This is a genomic window from Kitasatospora sp. NPDC094028 (genome assembly GCF_049543595.1).
Lineage (GTDB): Bacteria > Actinomycetota > Actinomycetes > Streptomycetales > Streptomycetaceae > Kitasatospora.
Genome location: NZ_JBMVFA010000019.1, coordinates 124,313 through 142,947, shown reverse-complemented (window position 1 = coordinate 142,947; position 18,635 = coordinate 124,313). Strand labels below are relative to the sequence as shown.

Annotated in this window: 18 protein-coding genes and 1 pseudogene; 9 read left to right on the top strand and 10 right to left on the bottom strand. The window is 75.1% G+C overall.

Annotated elements, in window-relative coordinates; translation table 11 throughout:
- Positions 1 to 166: 166 nt before the first annotated feature.
- Positions 167 to 631 (bottom strand): DoxX family protein, encoded by a 465-nt coding sequence (locus ACPC54_RS26200; protein ID WP_498968173.1) that lies wholly within the window; start codon positions 629 to 631, stop codon positions 167 to 169.
- Between the two features lie 197 nt (positions 632 to 828).
- Here ACPC54_RS26200 and ACPC54_RS26195 point away from each other — a divergent pair, with 197 nt between their 5' ends.
- From ACPC54_RS26195 to ACPC54_RS26185, 3 genes are all read left to right on the top strand, one after another.
- Positions 829 to 1,506, top strand: coding sequence for a TetR family transcriptional regulator (locus ACPC54_RS26195; protein WP_498968171.1), 678 nt, complete (start codon positions 829 to 831; stop codon positions 1,504 to 1,506).
- Between the two features lie 101 nt (positions 1,507 to 1,607).
- Positions 1,608 to 1,805, top strand: coding sequence for a DUF1918 domain-containing protein (locus ACPC54_RS26190; protein ID WP_498968169.1), 198 nt, complete (start codon positions 1,608 to 1,610; stop codon positions 1,803 to 1,805).
- Between the two features lie 44 nt (positions 1,806 to 1,849).
- On the top strand, positions 1,850 to 2,527 hold the full coding sequence (locus ACPC54_RS26185; RefSeq protein ID WP_498968168.1) for a DedA family protein: 678 nt from the start codon (positions 1,850 to 1,852) through the stop codon (positions 2,525 to 2,527).
- Here ACPC54_RS26185 and ACPC54_RS26180 read toward each other — a convergent pair whose 3' ends face one another.
- Positions 2,528 to 3,277 (bottom strand): PIG-L deacetylase family protein, encoded by a 750-nt coding sequence (locus ACPC54_RS26180; RefSeq protein WP_498968167.1) that lies wholly within the window; start codon positions 3,275 to 3,277, stop codon positions 2,528 to 2,530. It abuts the gene before it with no gap.
- A gap of 134 nt (positions 3,278 to 3,411) precedes the next feature.
- On the opposite strand from ACPC54_RS26180, the gene ACPC54_RS26175 reads away from it, so the two are divergent.
- The 3 genes from ACPC54_RS26175 to ACPC54_RS26165 all read left to right on the top strand — a co-directional run bounded on the left by ACPC54_RS26175 (position 3,412) and on the right by ACPC54_RS26165 (position 5,307).
- Positions 3,412 to 3,783 (top strand): hypothetical protein, encoded by a 372-nt coding sequence (locus tag ACPC54_RS26175; protein ID WP_498968164.1) that lies wholly within the window; start codon positions 3,412 to 3,414, stop codon positions 3,781 to 3,783.
- Positions 3,784 to 3,863: 80 nt separating this feature from the next.
- Entirely contained in the window at positions 3,864 to 4,883 is a 1,020-nt protein-coding gene (locus ACPC54_RS26170; RefSeq protein ID WP_498968162.1) for an MDR family NADP-dependent oxidoreductase, read from the top strand.
- 28 nt (positions 4,884 to 4,911) lie between these two features.
- Positions 4,912 to 5,307 (top strand): MerR family transcriptional regulator, encoded by a 396-nt coding sequence (locus ACPC54_RS26165; protein WP_498968161.1) that lies wholly within the window; start codon positions 4,912 to 4,914, stop codon positions 5,305 to 5,307.
- A gap of 4 nt (positions 5,308 to 5,311) precedes the next feature.
- Here ACPC54_RS26165 and ACPC54_RS26160 read toward each other — a convergent pair whose 3' ends face one another.
- The 5 genes and pseudogenes from ACPC54_RS26160 to ACPC54_RS26140 all read right to left on the bottom strand — a co-directional run bounded on the left by ACPC54_RS26160 (position 5,312) and on the right by ACPC54_RS26140 (position 10,968).
- On the bottom strand, positions 5,312 to 6,808 hold the full coding sequence (locus ACPC54_RS26160; protein WP_498968159.1) for an MFS transporter: 1,497 nt from the start codon (positions 6,806 to 6,808) through the stop codon (positions 5,312 to 5,314).
- Positions 6,809 to 6,894: 86 nt separating this feature from the next.
- Positions 6,895 to 7,209 (bottom strand): annotated as a pseudogene (locus ACPC54_RS26155) (GNAT family N-acetyltransferase); the annotation flags it as partial.
- Positions 7,206 to 8,474: a type III PLP-dependent enzyme gene (locus ACPC54_RS26150; RefSeq protein WP_498968158.1), complete on the bottom strand. Its 1,269-nt coding sequence runs from the start codon at positions 8,472 to 8,474 to the stop codon at positions 7,206 to 7,208. The pseudogene ACPC54_RS26155 and the gene ACPC54_RS26150, both read right to left, overlap by 4 nt.
- On the bottom strand, positions 8,471 to 9,904 hold the full coding sequence (locus ACPC54_RS26145; protein ID WP_498968157.1) for a DUF6271 family protein: 1,434 nt from the start codon (positions 9,902 to 9,904) through the stop codon (positions 8,471 to 8,473). The genes ACPC54_RS26150 and ACPC54_RS26145 overlap by 4 nt, the downstream gene beginning before the upstream one ends.
- Entirely contained in the window at positions 9,886 to 10,968 is a 1,083-nt protein-coding gene (locus tag ACPC54_RS26140; protein WP_498968156.1) for a phytanoyl-CoA dioxygenase family protein, read from the bottom strand. The genes ACPC54_RS26145 and ACPC54_RS26140 overlap by 19 nt, the downstream gene beginning before the upstream one ends.
- Before the next feature lie 487 nt (positions 10,969 to 11,455).
- On the opposite strand from ACPC54_RS26140, the gene ACPC54_RS26135 reads away from it, so the two are divergent.
- Complete coding sequence (locus ACPC54_RS26135; protein ID WP_498968154.1) at positions 11,456 to 13,399, top strand: FUSC family protein; 1,944 nt, start codon at positions 11,456 to 11,458, stop codon at positions 13,397 to 13,399.
- Between the two features lie 52 nt (positions 13,400 to 13,451).
- Here ACPC54_RS26135 and ACPC54_RS26130 read toward each other — a convergent pair whose 3' ends face one another.
- Positions 13,452 to 14,855 carry an amidase gene (locus tag ACPC54_RS26130; RefSeq protein WP_498968152.1) on the bottom strand — a complete coding sequence of 468 codons (1,404 nt, stop codon included), beginning with the start codon at positions 14,853 to 14,855 and terminating at the stop codon, positions 13,452 to 13,454.
- A gap of 214 nt (positions 14,856 to 15,069) precedes the next feature.
- Between ACPC54_RS26130 and ACPC54_RS26125 the strand changes: the two genes are divergently transcribed.
- Both ACPC54_RS26125 and ACPC54_RS26120 read left to right on the top strand, forming a co-directional pair.
- Positions 15,070 to 16,422, top strand: coding sequence for a cytochrome P450 (locus tag ACPC54_RS26125; protein ID WP_498968150.1), 1,353 nt, complete (start codon positions 15,070 to 15,072; stop codon positions 16,420 to 16,422).
- Between the two features lie 63 nt (positions 16,423 to 16,485).
- Positions 16,486 to 17,202 (top strand): rhomboid-like protein, encoded by a 717-nt coding sequence (locus ACPC54_RS26120; protein WP_498968149.1) that lies wholly within the window; start codon positions 16,486 to 16,488, stop codon positions 17,200 to 17,202.
- 11 nt (positions 17,203 to 17,213) lie between these two features.
- Here the strand turns inward: ACPC54_RS26120 and ACPC54_RS26115 are convergent, their stop codons facing one another.
- Both ACPC54_RS26115 and ACPC54_RS26110 read right to left on the bottom strand, forming a co-directional pair.
- Positions 17,214 to 17,795, bottom strand: coding sequence for a DUF421 domain-containing protein (locus ACPC54_RS26115; protein WP_498968148.1), 582 nt, complete (start codon positions 17,793 to 17,795; stop codon positions 17,214 to 17,216).
- A 48-nt stretch (positions 17,796 to 17,843) separates the two neighbouring features.
- Positions 17,844 to 18,635 carry a LysR family substrate-binding domain-containing protein gene (locus tag ACPC54_RS26110; RefSeq protein WP_498968147.1) on the bottom strand — a complete coding sequence of 264 codons (792 nt, stop codon included), beginning with the start codon at positions 18,633 to 18,635 and terminating at the stop codon, positions 17,844 to 17,846.

Sequence of the window (18,635 nt, the reverse complement as noted above, 5' to 3'; positions counted from 1 at the left end):
CCGCCCCTTAACAGGCGCCCCCCCCCCCCCCGCCGCCCGGCGGGGGGGGGGGGGGGGGGGGGGGCGCCCCGGGGGGGGCGGGGGGCGGGGGGGGGGCCCCCCCCCCCCCCCCCGCCGTGAGGGTCACGCCTGTACGGGTTTCACGCAGAGTTCATCTGACGGAAGGTCAGACGCCGGCCGGCACCTTCGCGGTCGGCTCGGCGGCCGCGCCGCGACGGCCCGGCAGCAGCTGGTCGAGCGCCAGCGCGCCCGGCCCGGTGAAGATGATCAGGAAGAAGGCCCAGCAGAACATCGCCGCGGCCTCGCCGTGGTTCTGCAGCGGCAGCAGCGCGTCGCCCTGGTGCTCGACGAAGTAGGCGTAGGCCATCGAGCCGGAGGCGACCAGCGCGGCGGTACGGGTGAACAGCCCGCCGAGGACCAGCAGACCCGCCGCGAACTGGATGAGCGCCGCCCACCAGTACGGCCAGACGCCGAACTCGACGGTCTTGCCCTCCCCCATGCCCATCGAGCCGCCCCAGATGCCGAACAGCGACGAGGCACCGTGACCGAGGAAGAGGAAACCGGTCACCGCCCTGAACAGGCCTATGACGTAAGGCTTTGCGGTTTCGAGGTACTGATTGATGACAGGCATGACAGACCCTTTCGGGGACAACGAACAGGGGTGCATCTGACGGGGCAGCAGCTTAGGAAGTCCTTTGTTGATCGCGCAACCGTTCTAAACATGCCCGTACACGCAAGGTCAGACCGTTCCGCCCCGCGCCGAGCGGGATTCACCGCGTCGCCGAGCGGGATTCGCGGCCGCGACGGCCGATGCGGCAGAGTTGCCGCATGAGCGCGGACACCAGCAGTCGCAGCCCCGAGCGGACCGCCCCGTCGAGCAGACGGCGGCCGGTCCAGCAGCGCAGCCAGGAGCGGTACGGCCGGATCCTGGACGCCTGCGCCGGAGTGCTCGACGAGGTCGGGGCGACCGCGCTCACCACCAAGGAGGTCGCCCAGCGCGCCCAGGTGCCGATCGGCACGCTCTACCAGTTCTTCGCGGGCAAGGAGGACCTGCTCGCCGCGCTCGCCACCCGCAACCTCGACCACTACCTCCAGCGGCTGGACGGCCGGCTGGCCTCGGCCGCGCCGGTCGGCCCGGCCGCCTTCACCGACCTCGCGGTGGAGGAGTTCGTCGCCATGAAACGCACCGTGCCGGGCTTCGGCCAGGTCGACTTCGGCCTCTCCGGGCGGGCCGTCCCGGCCGGCGTCCGGGACGACCGGCACCTGCTGGACGCGGGCGTCGACAACAACACGGCCGTCGCGCTGCGCCTCCAGGCCCTCGGCGGCGAGCTGTTCGCGACCGGCGACCCGGCCGCGCTCACCCTCGCCCTGCGGGTCGCGCTGGAGGCCGCCGACGCCGTGCTCAAGCTCGCCTTCCACACCGACCCGGACGGCGATCCGGCGCTCATCGCCGAGTGCAAGCGGCTGGTCCGCGGCTACCTCGCGCAACGGCTGCCCACCCGCTGAGACCACCGGCGCCAGCGTTGCGAGGGTGCCCCGGGCGCAGCACAGTGGATAGCGAACCGCCCGCGCGGGCGGCCGCCACGACGCGACGCGAGGAGCAGACCATGCACGCAGCGGTAGGCGACCAGCTCCACATCCACAGCAGCCGGGTCGGCATGGTGGACCAGAAGGGGATCATCACCGAGGTGCGCGGCACCGACGGCGAGCCGCCCTACGTGGTCCGCTTCGAGGACGGCCACGAGGGCCTGATCTACCCGGGACCGGACTGCAACATCGAGCACGTGCAGCGGGCGACCCGCTGACCGACGCCCGCGCCGCCCCGGCCCGCGCGGGGCGGTGAGGTGCGGTGTCCGCGCCCTCGACCCCGCTGCCCGGGGCACTCGCCGGGCTCGCGCCACTGCTGGACCACTACGGGTACCTCGCGGTGGCGGTGCTCGTGCTGCTCGACAACTGCGGCGTCCCGGTGCCCGGGCAGACCATCCTGGTCCTCGCCTCGGTCTACGCGGGCACCGGGCACCTGGACTTCACCGCCGTGCTGCTGATCGCGGCCACCGCCGCGGCGGTCGGCGACAGCATCGGCTACCTGATCGGCCGCACCGGCGGGCGCGCCTTCGTCCACCGCTGGGGCCGCTACCTGCTGATCACCCCGGAGCGGCTGGCCCGCGCCGAGGGGTTCTTCGCCCGGCACGGCGGCAAGGTCGTCACCGTCGCCCGGTTCGTCGACGGGCTGCGCCAGACCAACGGCATCATCGCCGGCACGACCGGCATGGCCTGGCGCCGGTTCCTGCCGTTCAACCTGCTCGGTGCCGTGCTGTGGACGGGCGTGTGGGGCGGCTTCGGCTACCTCGCCGGGGCCAACATCGGCGCCGTGTACCGGACGGCGATCCGCTACCAGCTCTGGTTCGCGATCGGCCTCGGGGTGCTGGTCGCGGCCTTCCTGCTGCGCCAGGTGCTGCGCCACCGGCGCCGGCGCCGCGCGAGCGGCGGCGCCGGCGAGGCCGGGGGACAGCGCGAGCAGGACTGACTAGCTCAGCGGGAACACCTCGAACGGCACCGCGAAGCGCGTCCCCAGCCGGCTGCCGGCGCCCCGGCCGAAGCCCTCCAGGAACTCCCGCGGGTCGGCCATCGCCCCGCCGGCCCCGCCCAGCCCGGCCAGGTACGCCTTGTGCTCCGCCAGCGAGGCGACGCCGAGCTCGAAGTGCTCGGTGGTGTCCACCGCGTGCCGCGACTCCGGGGAGGCGGCCGCCCAGATCTGCCGCACGCCGTTCCAGGGCTCGTACCCCTCGTCCACCAGCTCGCGGAACACCCAGCGGTTGCCCGCGTCCCGCACGCCGTCCAGGGTGGCCCGGCCGACCGCGATGTGGTCGGCCTGGTTGAGGAACACCCCGCCGTAGGTGTCGCGGAAGTTGCTGGTGATCACGATGTCCGGGCGGTGCCGGCGCACCACCCGGGCGATGTCGCGGCGCAGCGGCAGCCCGTACTCGACGACGCCGTCCCGGTGGCCGAGGAACTCGACGGTGTCGACGCCGACGACGCGGGCGGAGGCGATCTGCTCGGCCTCGCGCAGCGGGCCGCACTCCGCCGGGTCCATCGCGTCGATCCCGGCCTCGCCGCTGGTGACCATCGCGTAGACGACCTTCTTGCCCTGGGACGTCCAGCGGGCGACGGCCGCGGCGCCGCCGTACTCCATGTCGTCGGGGTGCGCGACGATCGCCAGCGCGGTCTGCCAGTCCTCGTCGACGGGCTGGTAGGGCTCGGGGGCCTGCTCGGTCATGGTGTTCCGTCCTCACGATCGTTCGGGCGTGCGGTGGTGACTCTAGAAGACGGCGTGTGTCGATGCGCCGTCAGACGCCCCCGTGCGACCGCGGAGTCGGGAACTCCGGCTCCGCCGCCGCAGTCGAAGGGGGCGTGAACCGAATCCTGGTGCCGTTCCTGTACGGCGCGCTCGCGCTGCTCATCCTGGAGACGGTCGCGGTGGTGGCGGTGGCCGTCGCCGTCACCCCGTGGCTCGACGGCGGGCTCGCGCGGGCTCCGCTGCTGCTCGGGCTGCTCGCGGTGGGGGTGCTGGTCGGGCTCAACGTGCGGGCGATCAGGGCGGTTTCGCGGATCGGCACGGCCGGGGAGCGGGCCGGGCGACGGCGGGTGGCGCTGGCCGGGGCGGTCCTCGTCCAGCTCGCGCTGATCGCCTTCGGGGTGCGCGCGGGCAGCACCCCGCTCACGGTGGGCCCGGTGCTGGTGCTGGTCGCGGTCGCGCCGCTGGCGAGCCGGGCTTGCCCCTGACGCGCGGGTCAGGGTTTAGCGTCCGGGCACCGCGCGGCCGACCGGCCGCCGACCGTCCCCCTGCCCGGAGGAGCGCCGCCATGACCCTGCCCACCACCGCCCGCGTCGTCCGGCTGACCGGTACCCCGCACGGGCTGCCCGTCGCCACCGACTTCGCCGTCACCGAGGAACCGCTGCCGGTGCCCGGGCCGGGCGAAGTCCTGGTCCGCAACCGGGCGTTCCTGGTCTTCCCGGGGCTGCGCACGCTGTTCGGCGACGAGGGCGCGAACCTGCCGCTGCCCCGGCTCGCGCCCGGCGACGCGCTGTTCGGCCCGGCCCTCGGCGAGGTGCTGGCCGCCCCGGCGGACGGGCCGCTGCGCCCGGGCGACCCGGTCGTCCACCTGCACGGCTGGCGGGACGCGGTGGTCGCGGACGCCGGCGGGTTCACCCTGGTGGACCGGGGGTTCCCCGAGCCGCTGGCGCTGATCTCGGCCGCCTCGGCCGGCTACGGCGCGCTGACCCGCACCGCCCGGGTCCGCCCCGGCGACGTGGTGCTGGTGACGGCGGCGGCCGGCGCGGTCGGCTCGCTCGCCGGGCGGATCGCCAGGCTGCTGGGCGCCGGCCGGGTGATCGGCACCACCCGCTCGCCGGGCAAGGCGGACCGGCTGGTCGGCGAACTCGGTTACGACGCGGCGCTGGTGACCGGTGCGCGGCCGTTCGCCGAGCAGCTGGCCGAGGCGGCGCCGGACGGCGTCGACGTGGTGCTCGACCTGGTCGGCGGCGAACAGTTGACCGCCGCCGTCGAGGCGGCCCGGCCGGGTGCCCGGTTCGCCCTGGTCGGGGCGGTCGCCGGTCAGCTCGACCCCCGGCGCGGGGGCGGCAGCGCACCGGCCGTCGTCGACACCTTCCGGGTCGTCACCCTCGGCCTGAGCCTGCGCGGCTTCACCCTGCTCGACCACCCCGACCTGGAGGCGGAGTGGCGCGAGCGGCTGGCCGGCTGGCTGCGCGCCGGGGAGCTCGGCTTCCCGTGGACGCCGGTGCCGGGCATCGATCGGGCGCCGGAGGCGTTGTCCCGGTTGTTCACCGGGGACGGTTTCGGGGCGACGATCGTGGAGCTCTGACACACCGTCGACGATCGAGGAGGCGGGCATGCGGATCGGCGACGCGGCGGCAGCGGCGGGCACCACGCCAAGGGCGTTGCGCTTCTACGAGCAGCGCGGGCTGCTGCGGCCGCCGGCCCGGTCGGCCTCCGGCCAGCGCGAGTACGGGCCGGGCGAGGTGGCCCGGGTGCGGGTGATCCGGCAGTTGCTGGCGGTCGGCCTGACGGTGGAGGACCTGGCCGGCCGGGCCGAGCGGCTGGACGGGCTGTTCGCCGATCCGCCGCTGCGCTGCTCCGGCGAGCCCGGTCCGGAGACCTTCCGGCCCGTCATCGACGCCCGGCTCGCCGTGCTGGACGCGGAGATCGCCCGGCTCACCGCCGTCCGGGCGCGGCTCGCCCGGCACGTCGCGACGGGGGGCGCGGACGTGCCGGGCGAGGTCGGGTAGGCCGTCAGCGGGCCTCGGGCGCCAGCCGGCCGTCGACCGGCCCGGCAGCGCTCGGCTCGGCAGCGCTCGGCCCGGCGGCGCCGGGTTCGGCCGCGCTCGGCCCGGCGGCGCCGGGTTCGGCCGCGCTCGGCCCGGCCGCGCCACCCGCCACGGCGGGCCAGCGGATCCGGGTGGCGCAGAGCGAGACGACCGCGGCCGAGGCGGCGACGGCGGCCATGCCCCAGACCAGCCCGGCGCCGCCCGCGATGAACCCGATGACGGCGGGGCCGGCCAGCAGCCCGGTGGTGCCGGTCGCCGCGACCACCGAGAGCGCGTCCGAGCCCTCCCGGGCGGCGGCGACGTAGACGCAGGGCGTCACCGCCGCGACGCCGAGGCCGACGCAGGCGAAGCCGAGCAGGGTCGGCACCACGCCACCCGTGAGCAGCGCAAAGGCGAGGCCGCCGGCGGCCAGCAGGCTGCCCAGGCGGACGATCCGGCCGTCGCCGAAGCGGGTGCGCCAGCCGTCCGCGAAGAGCCGGGCGAGGACCATCATCACCGAGACCACGGCGATGCCCAGCGGGGCGAGCCCGGCGCCCGCGCCCACCACGTCCTTGAGGTAGAGCGCCGACCAGTCGTTCATGGCGCCCTCGGTGACGGTGCCGAACACCATCGCCAGGCCCATCCAGAGCGTGGCGACGGCGGGCAGCACCAGGCCCCGGCGCTTCTTCGCCGTCCCCTCGGCGGGTGCGGCCTCCGCCTGCGGCCCGTCCGCGAGCAGCCCCGGCCGGGCGGCGGCGACCAGGGCGATCAGCACCAGGACGGCCAGGCCGAAGTGCACCGCGAGGGTGCCGGTGAAGGCGTTGACGCCGGAGGCGAGCAGCGCGGCCAGGAAGGAGCCGGCGCTGAAGGTGGCGTGCAGGCGGGACATGGTGGCCCGTTCGTAGCGGGCCTCCAGCGCCGCGCCCTGCGCGTTCATCGCCACGTTCAGGCAGCCGACCGCGACGCCGTCGCAGAACAGCACCAGCAGGGTGACGGGGTAGTCGGGCACCACGGACAGCGCGAGCAGGATCCCGCCGAGGGCGAGCGCGGACAGCACCGACAGCAGGCGGGAGCCGAACCGCCGCATCAGCACCGCGACCAGCGGGAACGACACCGCCGCGCCGATCCCGCAGGTCATCAGCAGCAGGCCGATCTGGGCCGCGCCCAGGTCGAGCCGGGCCTTGAGCGCGGGCACCCGGGAGACCCAGCTCGCGTACTGGAATCCGAGGACGAAGAACAGGGCGGCGATGGCCAGTTGGGACCGGCGGAAGTCGTCGCGTACGGGTGGCATGTGCATCAGCCCACTTCGGCTCTGGGAGGTGGCCCGGCGAGCGGGCCGGCGGGGGGACCGGCGAGGGGGCCGGCGGGGGGCGCCGCCGGGGCCGGGGCCCGGTCCAGCGGCATCGCCATGTAGACCGCGCGGGAGCCGTAGCTCTCCGGCAGCCGGATCTCGGGCCGGGCCCGGTAGCCCAGCGCGGCCCACAGCACCTGGGTGCCGCCCACGGCGACCAGCGCGGCGGTCCGGTAGCCGGCCGCCCTGGCGGTGCCGTGGACGTGGTGCAGCAGCCGCCGGGCGAGGCCCCGGCCGCGCAACTCCTCGGCCACCACGACGTCGTGGACGTGCAGGTTGCTCGCGTGCGGCGCGCCGCGCTCGACGGCGGCGAGGTCCGGGCAGCGGTCCGGCGGGTAGGGCAGGGCGAGCAGGTAGCCGCCGAGCCGGCCGGCGTGCTCCAGGGCGAAGCAGGTGCCGGGCGAGGCCCGGTGGCGGGACTGCAGCGCCTCGCGGCCCTCGGAGAGCCCGCCGGCGGCGTAGGCGCGTTCCTCCAGGGCGACCAGGGCGTCCCAGTCGCCGTCGCGCAGCGGGCGGATGCGGACGTCGCTCATGCGGGACCGCCTCCCGCCGCTCCGCCCACGCAGAGGTACGGCAGCGGTTCGAAGCCGTTGAATCCCCGGGTGGTGTAGGCGGTGGCGTAGGCGCCGCAGGAGTGGATCCACACCGGGTCGCCGGAGGCGAGCGCGCGCGGGACCCGGACCAGGCCGTCCTCCTGGGCGTACGCGTCGTCGCTGTCGCAGGTCGGGCCGGCCACCACGGCGTTCACGAACTGGCCGCCGGGGTGGGTGGGGAACTCCAGCCGGTACTGCAACTGGTCCATCTCGTAGAGGCCGTTGAACTTTCCGCAGCTCAGGTAGAGCCAGTCCTCGCCGGTGCCGTCGAGGCGGTGCCGGGAGGAGAGCCGGGCGACGTGGGCGCGGATGGCGCCGTGGTCGGCGACCAGGTGGCGGCCGGGTTCGATCAGGAACTCCAGCGGCACCTCGCTGACCGCGCTCAGCCGGGCCATGCCCTCGCGGATGACCGCGAACATCTTGTCCAGCGGCGGCTCCAGCGGGCGGCCGTGCCGGTCGAGGACGCCGAGGGCGGGCAGGCCGCCGCCGAGGTTGATCCGGTCGATCCGGATGCCGCGCCGGGTGAGGGCCTCCAGCACCTCCTCCAGGGAGTCGACGGCGGCGGACCAGGCCTCGGCGGTGAGCTGCTGGGAGCCGACGTGCACGCTCAGGCCGGAGGGCACCAGGCCGGCGGTGCGGGCGGCCTCCAGGACGCGCAGCGCGTCCTCCGACGAGCAGCCGAACTTGCGGCTCAGGCCCCACAGGGCGCCGTCGCCGGTGGTGGCGATGCGGCAGAACACCCGTGCGCCGGGGGCGTGTTCGGCGATCGCCGCGACGTCCTCCAGGCAGTCGGTGGCGAAGTCGCGCACGCCCAGCCGGTGGGCCTCGGCGATGTTGCGGTCGGACTTGACGGTGTTGCCGTAGTGGATCAGCTCGGGCGGCACGCCGGTGCGCAGCGCCTGGGCGATCTCCTGCGGGCTGGCGGCGTCGAAGCCGGAGCCGAGCGCGGCGAGGTGGGCGAGCACCTCGTCGAGCGGGCAGGCCTTCATGGCGAACCGGACGGCGATGCCGGGCAGTTCGGCGCGCAGGGTGGCGTACTGGCGGCCGATGCCGTCCAGGTCGTAGACGAGCCGGTCACCGGTGGCGGCGGCGAGGGCGGCGCGCAGGGCCGTCCGGTCGTGCTGGTCGGGGCGCGGCGCGGCGGCGGTGTGCACGGCGGTGTGGACGGTCGGAGCGCGGTGGGTGCTCATGGCCTGGCGTGTCATGCCGGTACTCCCCCTCTGCCCGGTTCCGTGCGGCCCGGCCCGACCGGCCCGCACGCCCCGCTCGTCCAACCCGCTCCGTCGACGCCGTCCGCGCCATCCACGCCGTCTGCTCCGTCCAGGCCGTCCGCGCCGTTCACACGGCTCGCCCGGCCGGCCCGGACCAGCGGGCCCCAGGCGTCGACCAGCAGCGCGAAGTCCTCGATGTCCGCCTGCGCCTCGTCGAGCAGGCGCGCCCGCAGGGGCAGCAGGTGGTCGGCGAACTCGGCGTACTTGCCGCCCAGTCGCCGGTAGCAGTGGTCGAGTTCGGCGAGCCGGCGGTGGTTCTCCGCGCGGTCCGTCGCGGCGCTGCGGCGGGCGGAGTCGGCGACGGCCCCGGGGCGGACGCGGTGGTGCTCGTCGAGCAGCGCGTCGCCGGCCGTCTCCAGGTCGGCGTAGACCGGGTACAGGTAGAGCATGGAGAGCAGGAACTTGGTCCAGCGCAGCTGGTAGGCGGTGAAGCCGGGGCCGGTACGGCGTTCGGGCGTGTAGAAGTTGACGATGTGGCGGTTGTGGGTGACGCCGGGCAGGGTGGCGTCGCGGACGAGGTGGTGCAGGAAGTAGTCGCTGCCGATGGTGTCGGTGGCCGGGGGCAGCGGGACGCGTTCGTAGACCTCGTGGTCGAGGGCGATGTTGCACATGTCGATCCGCCAGATGTCGGGCAGGTCGAGCACGGCGCGGTCGGCGGTGAAGGGTTCGGTGCCACCGCCGGTGAAGGAGTCGGCGACGAGGGCGCGCCGCTCCGGCTCGCTCGCCCCGGTGGGCGCCCAGAGGCCGACCACCCGGTGGTAGAGGTCGGGGTCGAGGTCGCGGATCTCCCCGATGTCGACGGAGAGTTCACCGATGAAGGAGGCGCCGACCAGGGCGACCGGCTTGTCGGCGTGCATCGGGTCGAGGGTGTACTCGGTGACGGCGGAGGCCGCGTCGGCGGCCTTGCGGCCGATCGTGGCGAGCTCGTGGTCGATCGGGAACACCGGTTCGCCGTCGAGCAGTTGGTAGCGGCTGTCGGAGTCGCGGCGGTGCACCGAGGTGCAGCCGAGCGCGGCGGCGAGCAGGAACGCCCGGTTGGTGCAGGCACCGTAGGAGACGGCGTCGGGCAGCATCAGGTCGAGCAGCCGGTCGGCTCCGGGGAGGCCGGTGCGGGCGATCACCCCGCGCAGGAAGGCGCGTTGGGCGTCCTCGTCGAGGTGGTGGACGGTCACGCCGTCGACGGGCGGCAGCGCGGCCAGCGCCTCGGCGTGCCGGGCCCGGGCGGCCGGGTCGGCGGAGTCCAGCACCAGCAGGTGCACCCGGACGCCGAACCGCCGGGCGGCGTGGGCGGCTTCGGCGCCGAGCGCGGTGAGGGTGGCGGCGCACTCGCGGTTGGTGGGCAGGGTCAGGCAGACGGCGCGCATGCCCGCTCCCCCGCCGCCGTCCGGTCGTCGGACTCGCCGCCGTTCCAGGAGCGCAGGCCGAGCAGCCGTTCGCCCAGCCCGGTGAGTTCGGCGGGCCCGTAGCGCAGCGCCTCGGGCCGTTCGGCGTCGCCGAGCAGGGTGCGGTTCCAGTCCGGGGTGGCGAGGGTGCGCCAGGACTCCACCCGGGAGCGGCGCAGCGGCTCGGCTTCCTCCAGCGCGGGCATCATGGACAGGTACTGCACCGCCCGCACGCCGCGCTCGGAGGTGTTGGGGGCGACGCCGTGGGCCAGCAGGCCGTTCCAGACGAGCAGGTCGCCGGCCTTCAACTCGGGCCGGACGACCGGGTACTCGGTGCGGTCGACGGCGGGGCGGATCGGGTCGCGCCCGGCCGGCTGGGCGGCCTGCCACTGGTTGAAGCGGCGGAACAGCTCCGGGTTGCACTGGAAGCCGCCGTGGTCGGGGGCGGTGTCGTCGAGCGCGATGATGCCCTGGACGCGTTGCGGGAGCATGCCCTGGACGGTGTCGACGTCCCAGTGGAGCTCGATGTCGAAGCCCTCGTCGGTGGGCTCGATCAGCGCGCGGTCGCGGTTGCGGACGTTCGGCGGGTTGAGGTTGAGCCGGTCGAGGGTGACCCACAGCTCCTCGCAGTCCCAGACGTCCACGAAGGCGTCGTAGACCCGCCGGTTCTGCCGGCTGTCCCAGATCAGCTGGTGGTGGTAGGCCTCGACGAAGCCGTAGATGTGCAGCTGCCGGTCGAGGTCGTCGCGGTACGGGCGTTCGCGGTACCAGTCCTCGGGGCGGTCGGGCGAAAGCCCCTGGAACTCCCAGGCGAACTCCAGCAGACGGCGGGCGTGTTCGGCCGGGACGGCCTGTTCCACGACGACGTAGCCGTAGGTCTGCCAGAACGCGAAGTCCTCCTCGGAGAGCACCCGCAGCGGGTGCTTCTTGCGGATCTCGCGCAGCGCCGTCCCCGCGAGGTAGCTCTCGGTGTCCGCGCTGAAGTAGGGGCGCTCGGAGGCGGCCCGGTAGAGGTATCCGTCCGGGTGTTCCGCAGGGCTCGGCATGAGCGGGTCCCTCCATGGTTCGTGGTCGGCGCAGCGCTTCACCGGGTGCGCTCGCGCTGGTGCGGCGAGTTCGGGCGGCCGCACGCGGGCCGCTGCCGGAATTGGGGGCGCGGGCCGCGTACCGGTCCGCACACACTCCTTCTCGCCGTCGGCCCGGGCCGTCCGCTGTCGACGCGTCGGGTGGCCAACTCGCGCTCCCGGCAAGGCCTCTCACCTCGGATCAGTCTTGACCGGAGCACGCTCTCCCTACGTTGGACTAGACCAACTAATGGTGTCAACCCTTTCCGTCCGGTAACCGATCGGGAAATCAGCGCAGTTCACGACGGCTCTCGCCGACCGTTTATGTTTCGGCGCCGGACATAATCGGCGAATATGTTTCGGGAATTCACATAACCGCGGGAGAACTGAACGGTAGGTGTTCCGGGCCCCGTTGTCCGCGCCCGTTTCCCCGAAGGCCGCCGCCCGCCGCCCGCCGTAGCTTGGGACTGTGGCACGCCACCGAGGAGCCGCCCGGCTCGCCCCGCCCGCCTGGCTGACCGAGAGCCTGCGGCCCCGCGCCGCGCCGGTCCCCTGGGCCGCGGTCGCCCGCGCCTCGGTGTCGCTCGCCGCCCCGCTCGCCGTGGGCACCGCCACCGGCCGGCCCGGCTACGGCGCGCTGGTGTCGATGGGCGCGCTGTCCGGCGTCATCGGGGACACCGCCGACGCCTACCGGATGCGGGTGTTCAACATCGCCGTGCCCCAGCTGTTCGGCGCCCTCGGGCTGCTGCTCGGCGCCCGGGTGCACGGCACGGGCTGGACGGCCGTCGCCGCGCTCACCGCGACCGCCCTGGTCTCCGGCATGATCTCCTCGATCGGCGCGGTCGCCTCCGTCTCCGGACTGCTCCTGCTGCTGAACGCGGTGGTCGGCGCCGGCCTGCCGCTGCCCTCCCCCTGGTGGCTGCCGCCCGGGCTGCTGCTGCTCGGCGGCGGCGTGGTGCTCGCCCTCACCCTGCTCGCCTGGCCGCTGCGCGGCGGCGTCCCCGAACGGGCGGTGGTGGCGGGCAGCTACCGCGTGGTCGCCGACCTGCTGGAGGCCGCCGGCACCCCCGGGTACGAGGCCACCCGCCGGGCGCTCACCCAGTCGCTCGACCAGTCCTACGACCTGCTGCTCGCCCGCCGGGCCCGCCGGCACGGCCGCTCCCCCACCCTGGTCAGGCTGCTGGCCCAGCTCAACGCGCTGATCCCGGTGGTCGAGGGGGCGGCCGCGGCCCAGCTGCGCCCGCCCGAACTCGGCCCGCTGCCGGCCGCCTACCCGGCCGCCGTCCGCGCGCTGGCCCACGCCGTCGAACGCGGGCAGGCCGGGCACCCGCCGCCCGACCTGCCGGCGCCCGCCGGGCCGTCCACCCGGGCCCTGGAGGAGGCGATCGGGCACGCCGCCGACGTCGTGCGCGAACCCGAGCCCGACCCGTACGCCCACGACGACCGGCTCGGCCGGCCCGCCGGCGTCGGCGCCCGGGCCCGGCGGGCGGTGCGGGCGCTGCTGCTGTCCGGCGCGTCCTGGCGGTACGGGCTGCGCCTGGCGCTGTGCATCGGCCTCGCCCAGGTGCTGGTGTCGGTGATCGCGGTGCCCCGCTCGTACTGGGTCTCGCTGACCGTCACCTTCGTCCTGAAGCCGGACTTCGGCTCGGTGTTCTCCCGGGCGGTGCTGCGCGCCCTCGGCACGGCGGCGGGGCTGCTGCTCGCCATACCCGTGCTGGCCGAGGTGCCGCACGGCTGGTGGGACGTGCCGGTGATGGCGGCCCTGGCCACGCTGATCCCGGCGCTGTCGGTGAAGGGGTACGCGTTCCAGACCGCGGCCATCACCCCGGTGATCCTGCTGCTCTCCGACCTGCTCAACCACCAGGGCTTCCACCTGGTGCTGCCGCGGCTGTACGACTCGCTGATCGGCTGCGGGATCGCCCTGCTGGCCGGCTACCTGCTGTGGCCCGAGTCCTGGCACACCCGGATCGGCGACCGGCTGGCCGACTCCGTCCAGGACACCGCCTCGTACGTGTCGCTGGCCTTCACCACCGCCCCCGGCCGGGACGAGCCGGCCCGCGCCCGCTACCGGCGCCGGCTCTACCGGGACCTCTCAACGGTGCGCGGCGAGTTCCAGCGGGCGCTCACCGAGCCGCCACCGGTCGGCGCCCGGGCGGAAGCCTGGTGGCCGCTGGTGATCGCGGTCGAGCGGATCGTGGACACCACCACCGCCACCCGGGTCCGGGTCGAGCACGGCGCGCCGGTGCCGACCAGCGCCGAGGTCGCCGCCGTCACCCAGGAGCTGGCCGACCTCGCCGAGGCCCTGCGCACCGGCGAGCCGCCCCCGCCCGTCCCGGACGTCCTCGCCCCGGACTGCGCCCTCGCCCGGCTGCACCACGAGGTCCACGCGGCCCGCTCGGTCGCCTTCGGCTGACCGGCCTACCGGCTGGCCGGCCGGCCCGCGGACGCGCCGACCGGCGGGCCGCTCAGTCCTGGATCCGCCGCCAGGGCCGGTCCGCCTCCAGGGCGAAGCCCAGTTCCAGCAGCACCCGCTCCTGCCCGTGCGCCGCCGACAGGTGCACCCCGACCGGCAGCCCGCCCGGCTCGGCGCCGGCGGGCAGGGCGAGGCCGGGGCCGCCGGTCACGTTGTTGACCGGGGTGAAGGCGACGTAGCGCAGCAGCCGCTCCATCAGCTCCTCGAAGGCCACGTTGGGGCTCAGGTGGCCGATCGGCGGGACGGTGTGGGCGAGCACCGGGGAGAGGATCACGTCGTGCTCGCGGAAGATGCCCGCGTACACCCCCTCGGCCCGGCGCAGCCGCCGCAGCACACCCGGGGTGCGGCGGAACTCGCCCTGGAAGCGCCGGCGCAGGCCGGTGGTGAGACCGTCCAGCCGACCGGTGCGGAAGCTCGGGTCGAGCAGCACCCGGCCGGTGAGCGCGATCACCCAGGCGATGTAGCCCCAGTAGGACAGGAAGTCGCGGGAGAACTCCTCGCCGAAGGGCAGGGTGGCGGGTTCGACCCGGTGGCCCATGGCCTCCAGCCGGGCGGCGGTCTCCTCGACGACGCGCCGGGTCGGCTCGTCGGTCCTGGCGATCGGCGAGTCCATCACCAGGCCGATCCGCAGCCGCCGCGCGGGCGGCCCCTCGACCAGGCCGAGCGGCGGCAGTTCCGGGTTGCGGTGGTGGAGTTCGGCGGCGGCGAAGAACGCGGCGGTGTCCCGGACGCTGCGGGTGAGCACGCCGTCGGTGACGAGGTCGATCGGCAGTTTGCCGCCCTGCGCGTTGCCGACCAGCCGCCCCCGGGTGGGCTTGAGGCCGACCAGCCCGCAGCAGGCGGCCGGGATCCGGATGGATCCGCCGCCGTCGTTGGCGTGCGCGATCGGCACCACGCCGGCGGCGACCAGGGCGGCCGCGCCGCCGGAGGAGGCGCCGGCCGAGTGGGAGGGCCGCCAGGGGTTGCGGACGGGCGGGGCGGCGGCGAACTCGGTGGAGGCGTTCAGGCCGAACTCGGGCAGCCGGGTCTTGCCGAGCACGGCGAGGCCGGAGGCGAGCAGCTGGTCGGTGAAGGGGGCGTTGCGCCGGGCCGGCCGGGCGCGGAAGGCCTCGCTGCCCATCGCGGTGGGCAGCCCGCGCAGGTCGACGTTGTCCTTGAGGTAGGTCGGCACGCCCCAGAGCGGGCCGCCGACGCCCGCGCGGCTGATCCGCGGCCGGTCGTAGGTGGCGTGCGCGACGGGCGCGAGCACGGCGTCGATCCGGGCGGCGCGGGCGGCGGCGGCCGCGACCAGTTCCCGGGGGTTGACCTCTCCGTCGCGCACCAGGGCGGCCAGTGCCACCGCGTCGTGGGCGCCGAGTGCGTCGTCGGTGAAGGCGTGGACCCGCTCGTCGGTCATCCGAACTCCCCTTCCCCGCCTATTACTGACGGGTAGTCTCACGAGGCTCCGCAGTCTACGGGCTCCGGACGCACCCCGAAGGGCGCACGGGCGTTCGGCATGCGCCCCCGCGTTCACCCCACCCGCCGGTCGGGCACCGTTTCGCGACCGGTCGGCGGGAAATGCCCGGATCACGAACGATCCCGATCCTCCCACCCATCCCGAGGTGCCGCCCGTGACCGTCCCGTACACCCCGACCGCCCCCCGCCACACCACCGCCACCGCGCCCGGCGCGCTCCCGCTGCTCGGCCACGCCCCCGCCTTCGTCCGCAATCCGCTCGGCTTCACGGCCGGCCTGGCCGCGCACGGCGACCTGGTCCGGCTGCGGCTCGGCCCGCTCGACGCGTACGTCGTCTGCCACCCCGACCTGGTGCGCAAACTGCTCACCGAGGACCGCACCTACGACAAGGGCGGCGTCGTCCTCGACAAGGCCCGCGAGGTGATGGGCGGCGGCCTGGCCACCTGCCCCGCCACCGCCCACCGGCGCCAGCGCCGGATGCTGCAACCCGCGTTCCACCGCGACCGCCTGCCCGGCTACGCCGCGATGATGGCCGAGGAGATCGCCGGCACCACCGCCCCCTGGAGCGACGGCGACGTCATCGACGTCCCCGCCGCGATGTACCGGCTCACCACCGCCGTCACCGCCCGCTGCCTGTTCGCCGCGCACGAGCGGGCCGACTCGCTGCCCGTGCACGCCTGCATGGACGAGGTCACCCGCGGCGTCGCCCGCCGGGTCATGCTGCCGCTGCCCGGCATCGACCGGCTCCCCACCCCCGGCAACCTCCGCTTCCGGCGCGCCCGGCAGGACCTGCTGGAGATCACCCGCCGGCTGATCGCCGACTACCGCGCCGCCGGCACCGACCGCAACGACCTGCTCTCCATGCTCCTCGGCGCCCTCGACGAGGACGGGCGGGGCCTGTCCGACGCCGAGATCCACGACCAGGTCGTCACCTTCCTGCTCGCCGGAATGGAGACCACCGCCGCCACGCTCGCCTGGGTCTGGACGCTGCTCGCCGCCAACCCGTCCGTCCGCGACCGCCTGCACGGCGAGCTCGACACCGTCCTGGACGGCCGCCCGGCCCGGTACGACGACCTGCCCAAGCTGCCGCTCACCGCCCGGATCGTCCAGGAGACGCTGCGGCTCTACCCGGTGGCCTGGCTGCTCAGCCGCACCGTCACCACCGGCACCGAACTCGCCGGCCGGCACCTGCCGGCCGGCACCACCGTCCTGTTCAGCCCGTACCTGCTGCACCGCCGGGCCGACCTCTACCCCTGCCCGGACCGCTTCGACCCGGACCGCTGGCTCACCACCACCCGCCCGGCACCCGGCACCTACATCCCGTTCGGCCTCGGCGCCCGCCGCTGCATCGGCGACGCCTTCGGCACCACCGAGGCCTGCCTGGCCCTCGCCACCATCGCCTCCCGCTGGACGGTCACCCCCACCCCCGGCCGGCGGATCCGCCCGGCCCGCAGCTCCGCGCTCACGCCCCGCCCGTTCACCGCCACCCTCGCCCACCGCGCCAGGTAGCCGACGCGGCGGACAGCGGTCCAGGACGCCGCGGGACGATCTCCACCCGGTAGCGTGCCGGGCATGAACCCACCCGCCCCAGGACGCCCCGGGCACCGGCTGCTCCGCACCCTCCGGACGTACCCGCGCCGTTCGCCGCTGACCCTCACGTACGTGGGGCTGCTCCTGCTCGGGCACGTCTGGGTGGAGGACTGGCTGCCGGCCGAACGCGCCGACGCCCTCCGGCAGTACATCAGCACCAACCTGGACAACCTCGACGACCACCCGCTCACCGCCCTCTTCGGCAGCGCCCTGCTCTACGACGGCACGCTCACCGATGTCCTGTCCACCGCCTTCGGCGGCACCCTGATCACCTTCGGCCTCGGCATCTGCGTCAGCCTGGCCTGGGCCGAGCGCCGCTTCGGGACGCGGCGGGCCGCCCTGCTGCTGCTCGCCGGGCACGTCGGCGCGACCCTGGTCACGGCCCTGGTGATCCTGCTCGCCCTGCGGCAGGGCTGGTACCCGGAGAGCGTCCGGCAGGCCTCCGACTACGGCATCAGCTACGGCGCCCAGACCGCCCTCGGGTTCGCCGTCCTGGCGCTGCCGCGCTGGGCCCGACTCCCCTGGGCGGCCTTCGTGTTCGGCTGGCCGCTCAGCGGCGACGCCGAATGGCCGGGCCCGCTGCCGGACTTCACCACCATCGGCCACCTGGTCGCGGCCGCGCTCGGCGTCGGCCTGGCCGCCGCCCCGGCCGTCACCGCCCGCCGCGAGGCCACGGCCCGCGCGGCGAGCGGAGGTTGACGGACGGACCGTCAGTGCGGCGGCCGGCGGCCGGCGGCGATCTCGGCGAGCAGCCGCTCGATCGTCTCCAGCCGCTGCCGCAGCTCCTCGACGTCGCCCCGGGTGGCGCCCTGCTCGGCCGCCTTCAGGGTGACCAGCAGCTGCCCGTCCGGCTCCAGCCGGGCCCGCGCCACGTCGCTCACGTTGTCGCCGTTCTGCACCCGGATCGCGTGCTCCAGCTCGGACGGGCGCAGCGCCAGGTCGTGCAGCGCGCCGGGCACCAGCCGGCCGTCCCGCACCACGGTGGTCGGGGTGCCCTCCAGGAGCCGGGCGGCCCGCGGGTCCCGGGCCAGCCAGCGGGTGACGGCGGAGTTCACCGCGATCAGCGTGACCGCCCCGATCGCGCCGCCGAGCAGGCTGTTGTCGTTGCCGATGATGGCGTTCTGCACCACGTTGGAGAGCAGGAACACGACCACCATGTCGAAGGTGTTCAGCCCGGCCAGCCCGCGTTTCCCGGCCAGCCGGAACAGGATCAGGATCAGCGCGTAGACCGCGATCGTGCGGACGATCTTCTCCGCGATAGGGATCTGGACGATCACCAGGTCGTGCCACATGGCCCCGCTCCTCCCGAGGGTCGGCAGTCTCCAGAACGGGGCACGAGGCTACCGCTTCGGCTTGCCCCGGCGAGCGGCCGCGCCGGTGCCCCGGGCCTTCGGGGTGCCGCCCTTCTGCGGCTTCTGCGGGGACTTCCGCTGCTGCCCGGACTTCTGCGGCGACTTCTGCTGGGGCTTGCGCTGCGGTTCGGCCTTCTTCGCCGGGGCCGCCGGGGCCTGCGCGCCGCGCCCGCGGGAGCTGTTGACCGTGCGGCCGCGGACGATCCCGATGAACTCCTCCACCAGGTCGGTGGTCTGCTCCAGCGGCCAGGACAGCGCCACCTGGGACTGCGGCGCCTCGACGACCGGCCGGAAGGTGAGGTCCCGGCGGTGGTGCAGCCGGGCCAGCGACTGCGGCACCAGCAGCACGCCGATGTTGGCCGCGACCAGTTCGATCGCGTCCTCGGTGGTCGCCGGGCGCTCGATCGCCGGGCGGCCGGGCAGGGTCTCGGCGGTGAAGCCGAGGGTGTCGTCCAGCGGGTGGAAGACCACGTCGTCGGCGAGGTCGCCGAGCGCGACCTCCTCCGCGGCGGCCAGCCAGTGGTCCTTGGGGAACACCACGACGGTGGTCTCGGTGTACAGCGGGATCGCGCTGAGCACGTCCTTGTCGACCGGCAGCCGGACCAGCCCGGCGTCCGCGCCGCCCTCGCGCACCGCCCGCTCGCCCTCCGGCGACGGGACGGCGATCAGCTCCAGCGGCACGTCCGGGAGCCGTTCGCCCCAGACCCGGGCCCATTTGCCGGGCGTCACGCCCGGGACGTACGCGAGCCGGAACGACGGGTTCACCTGCATGTCTGTCAC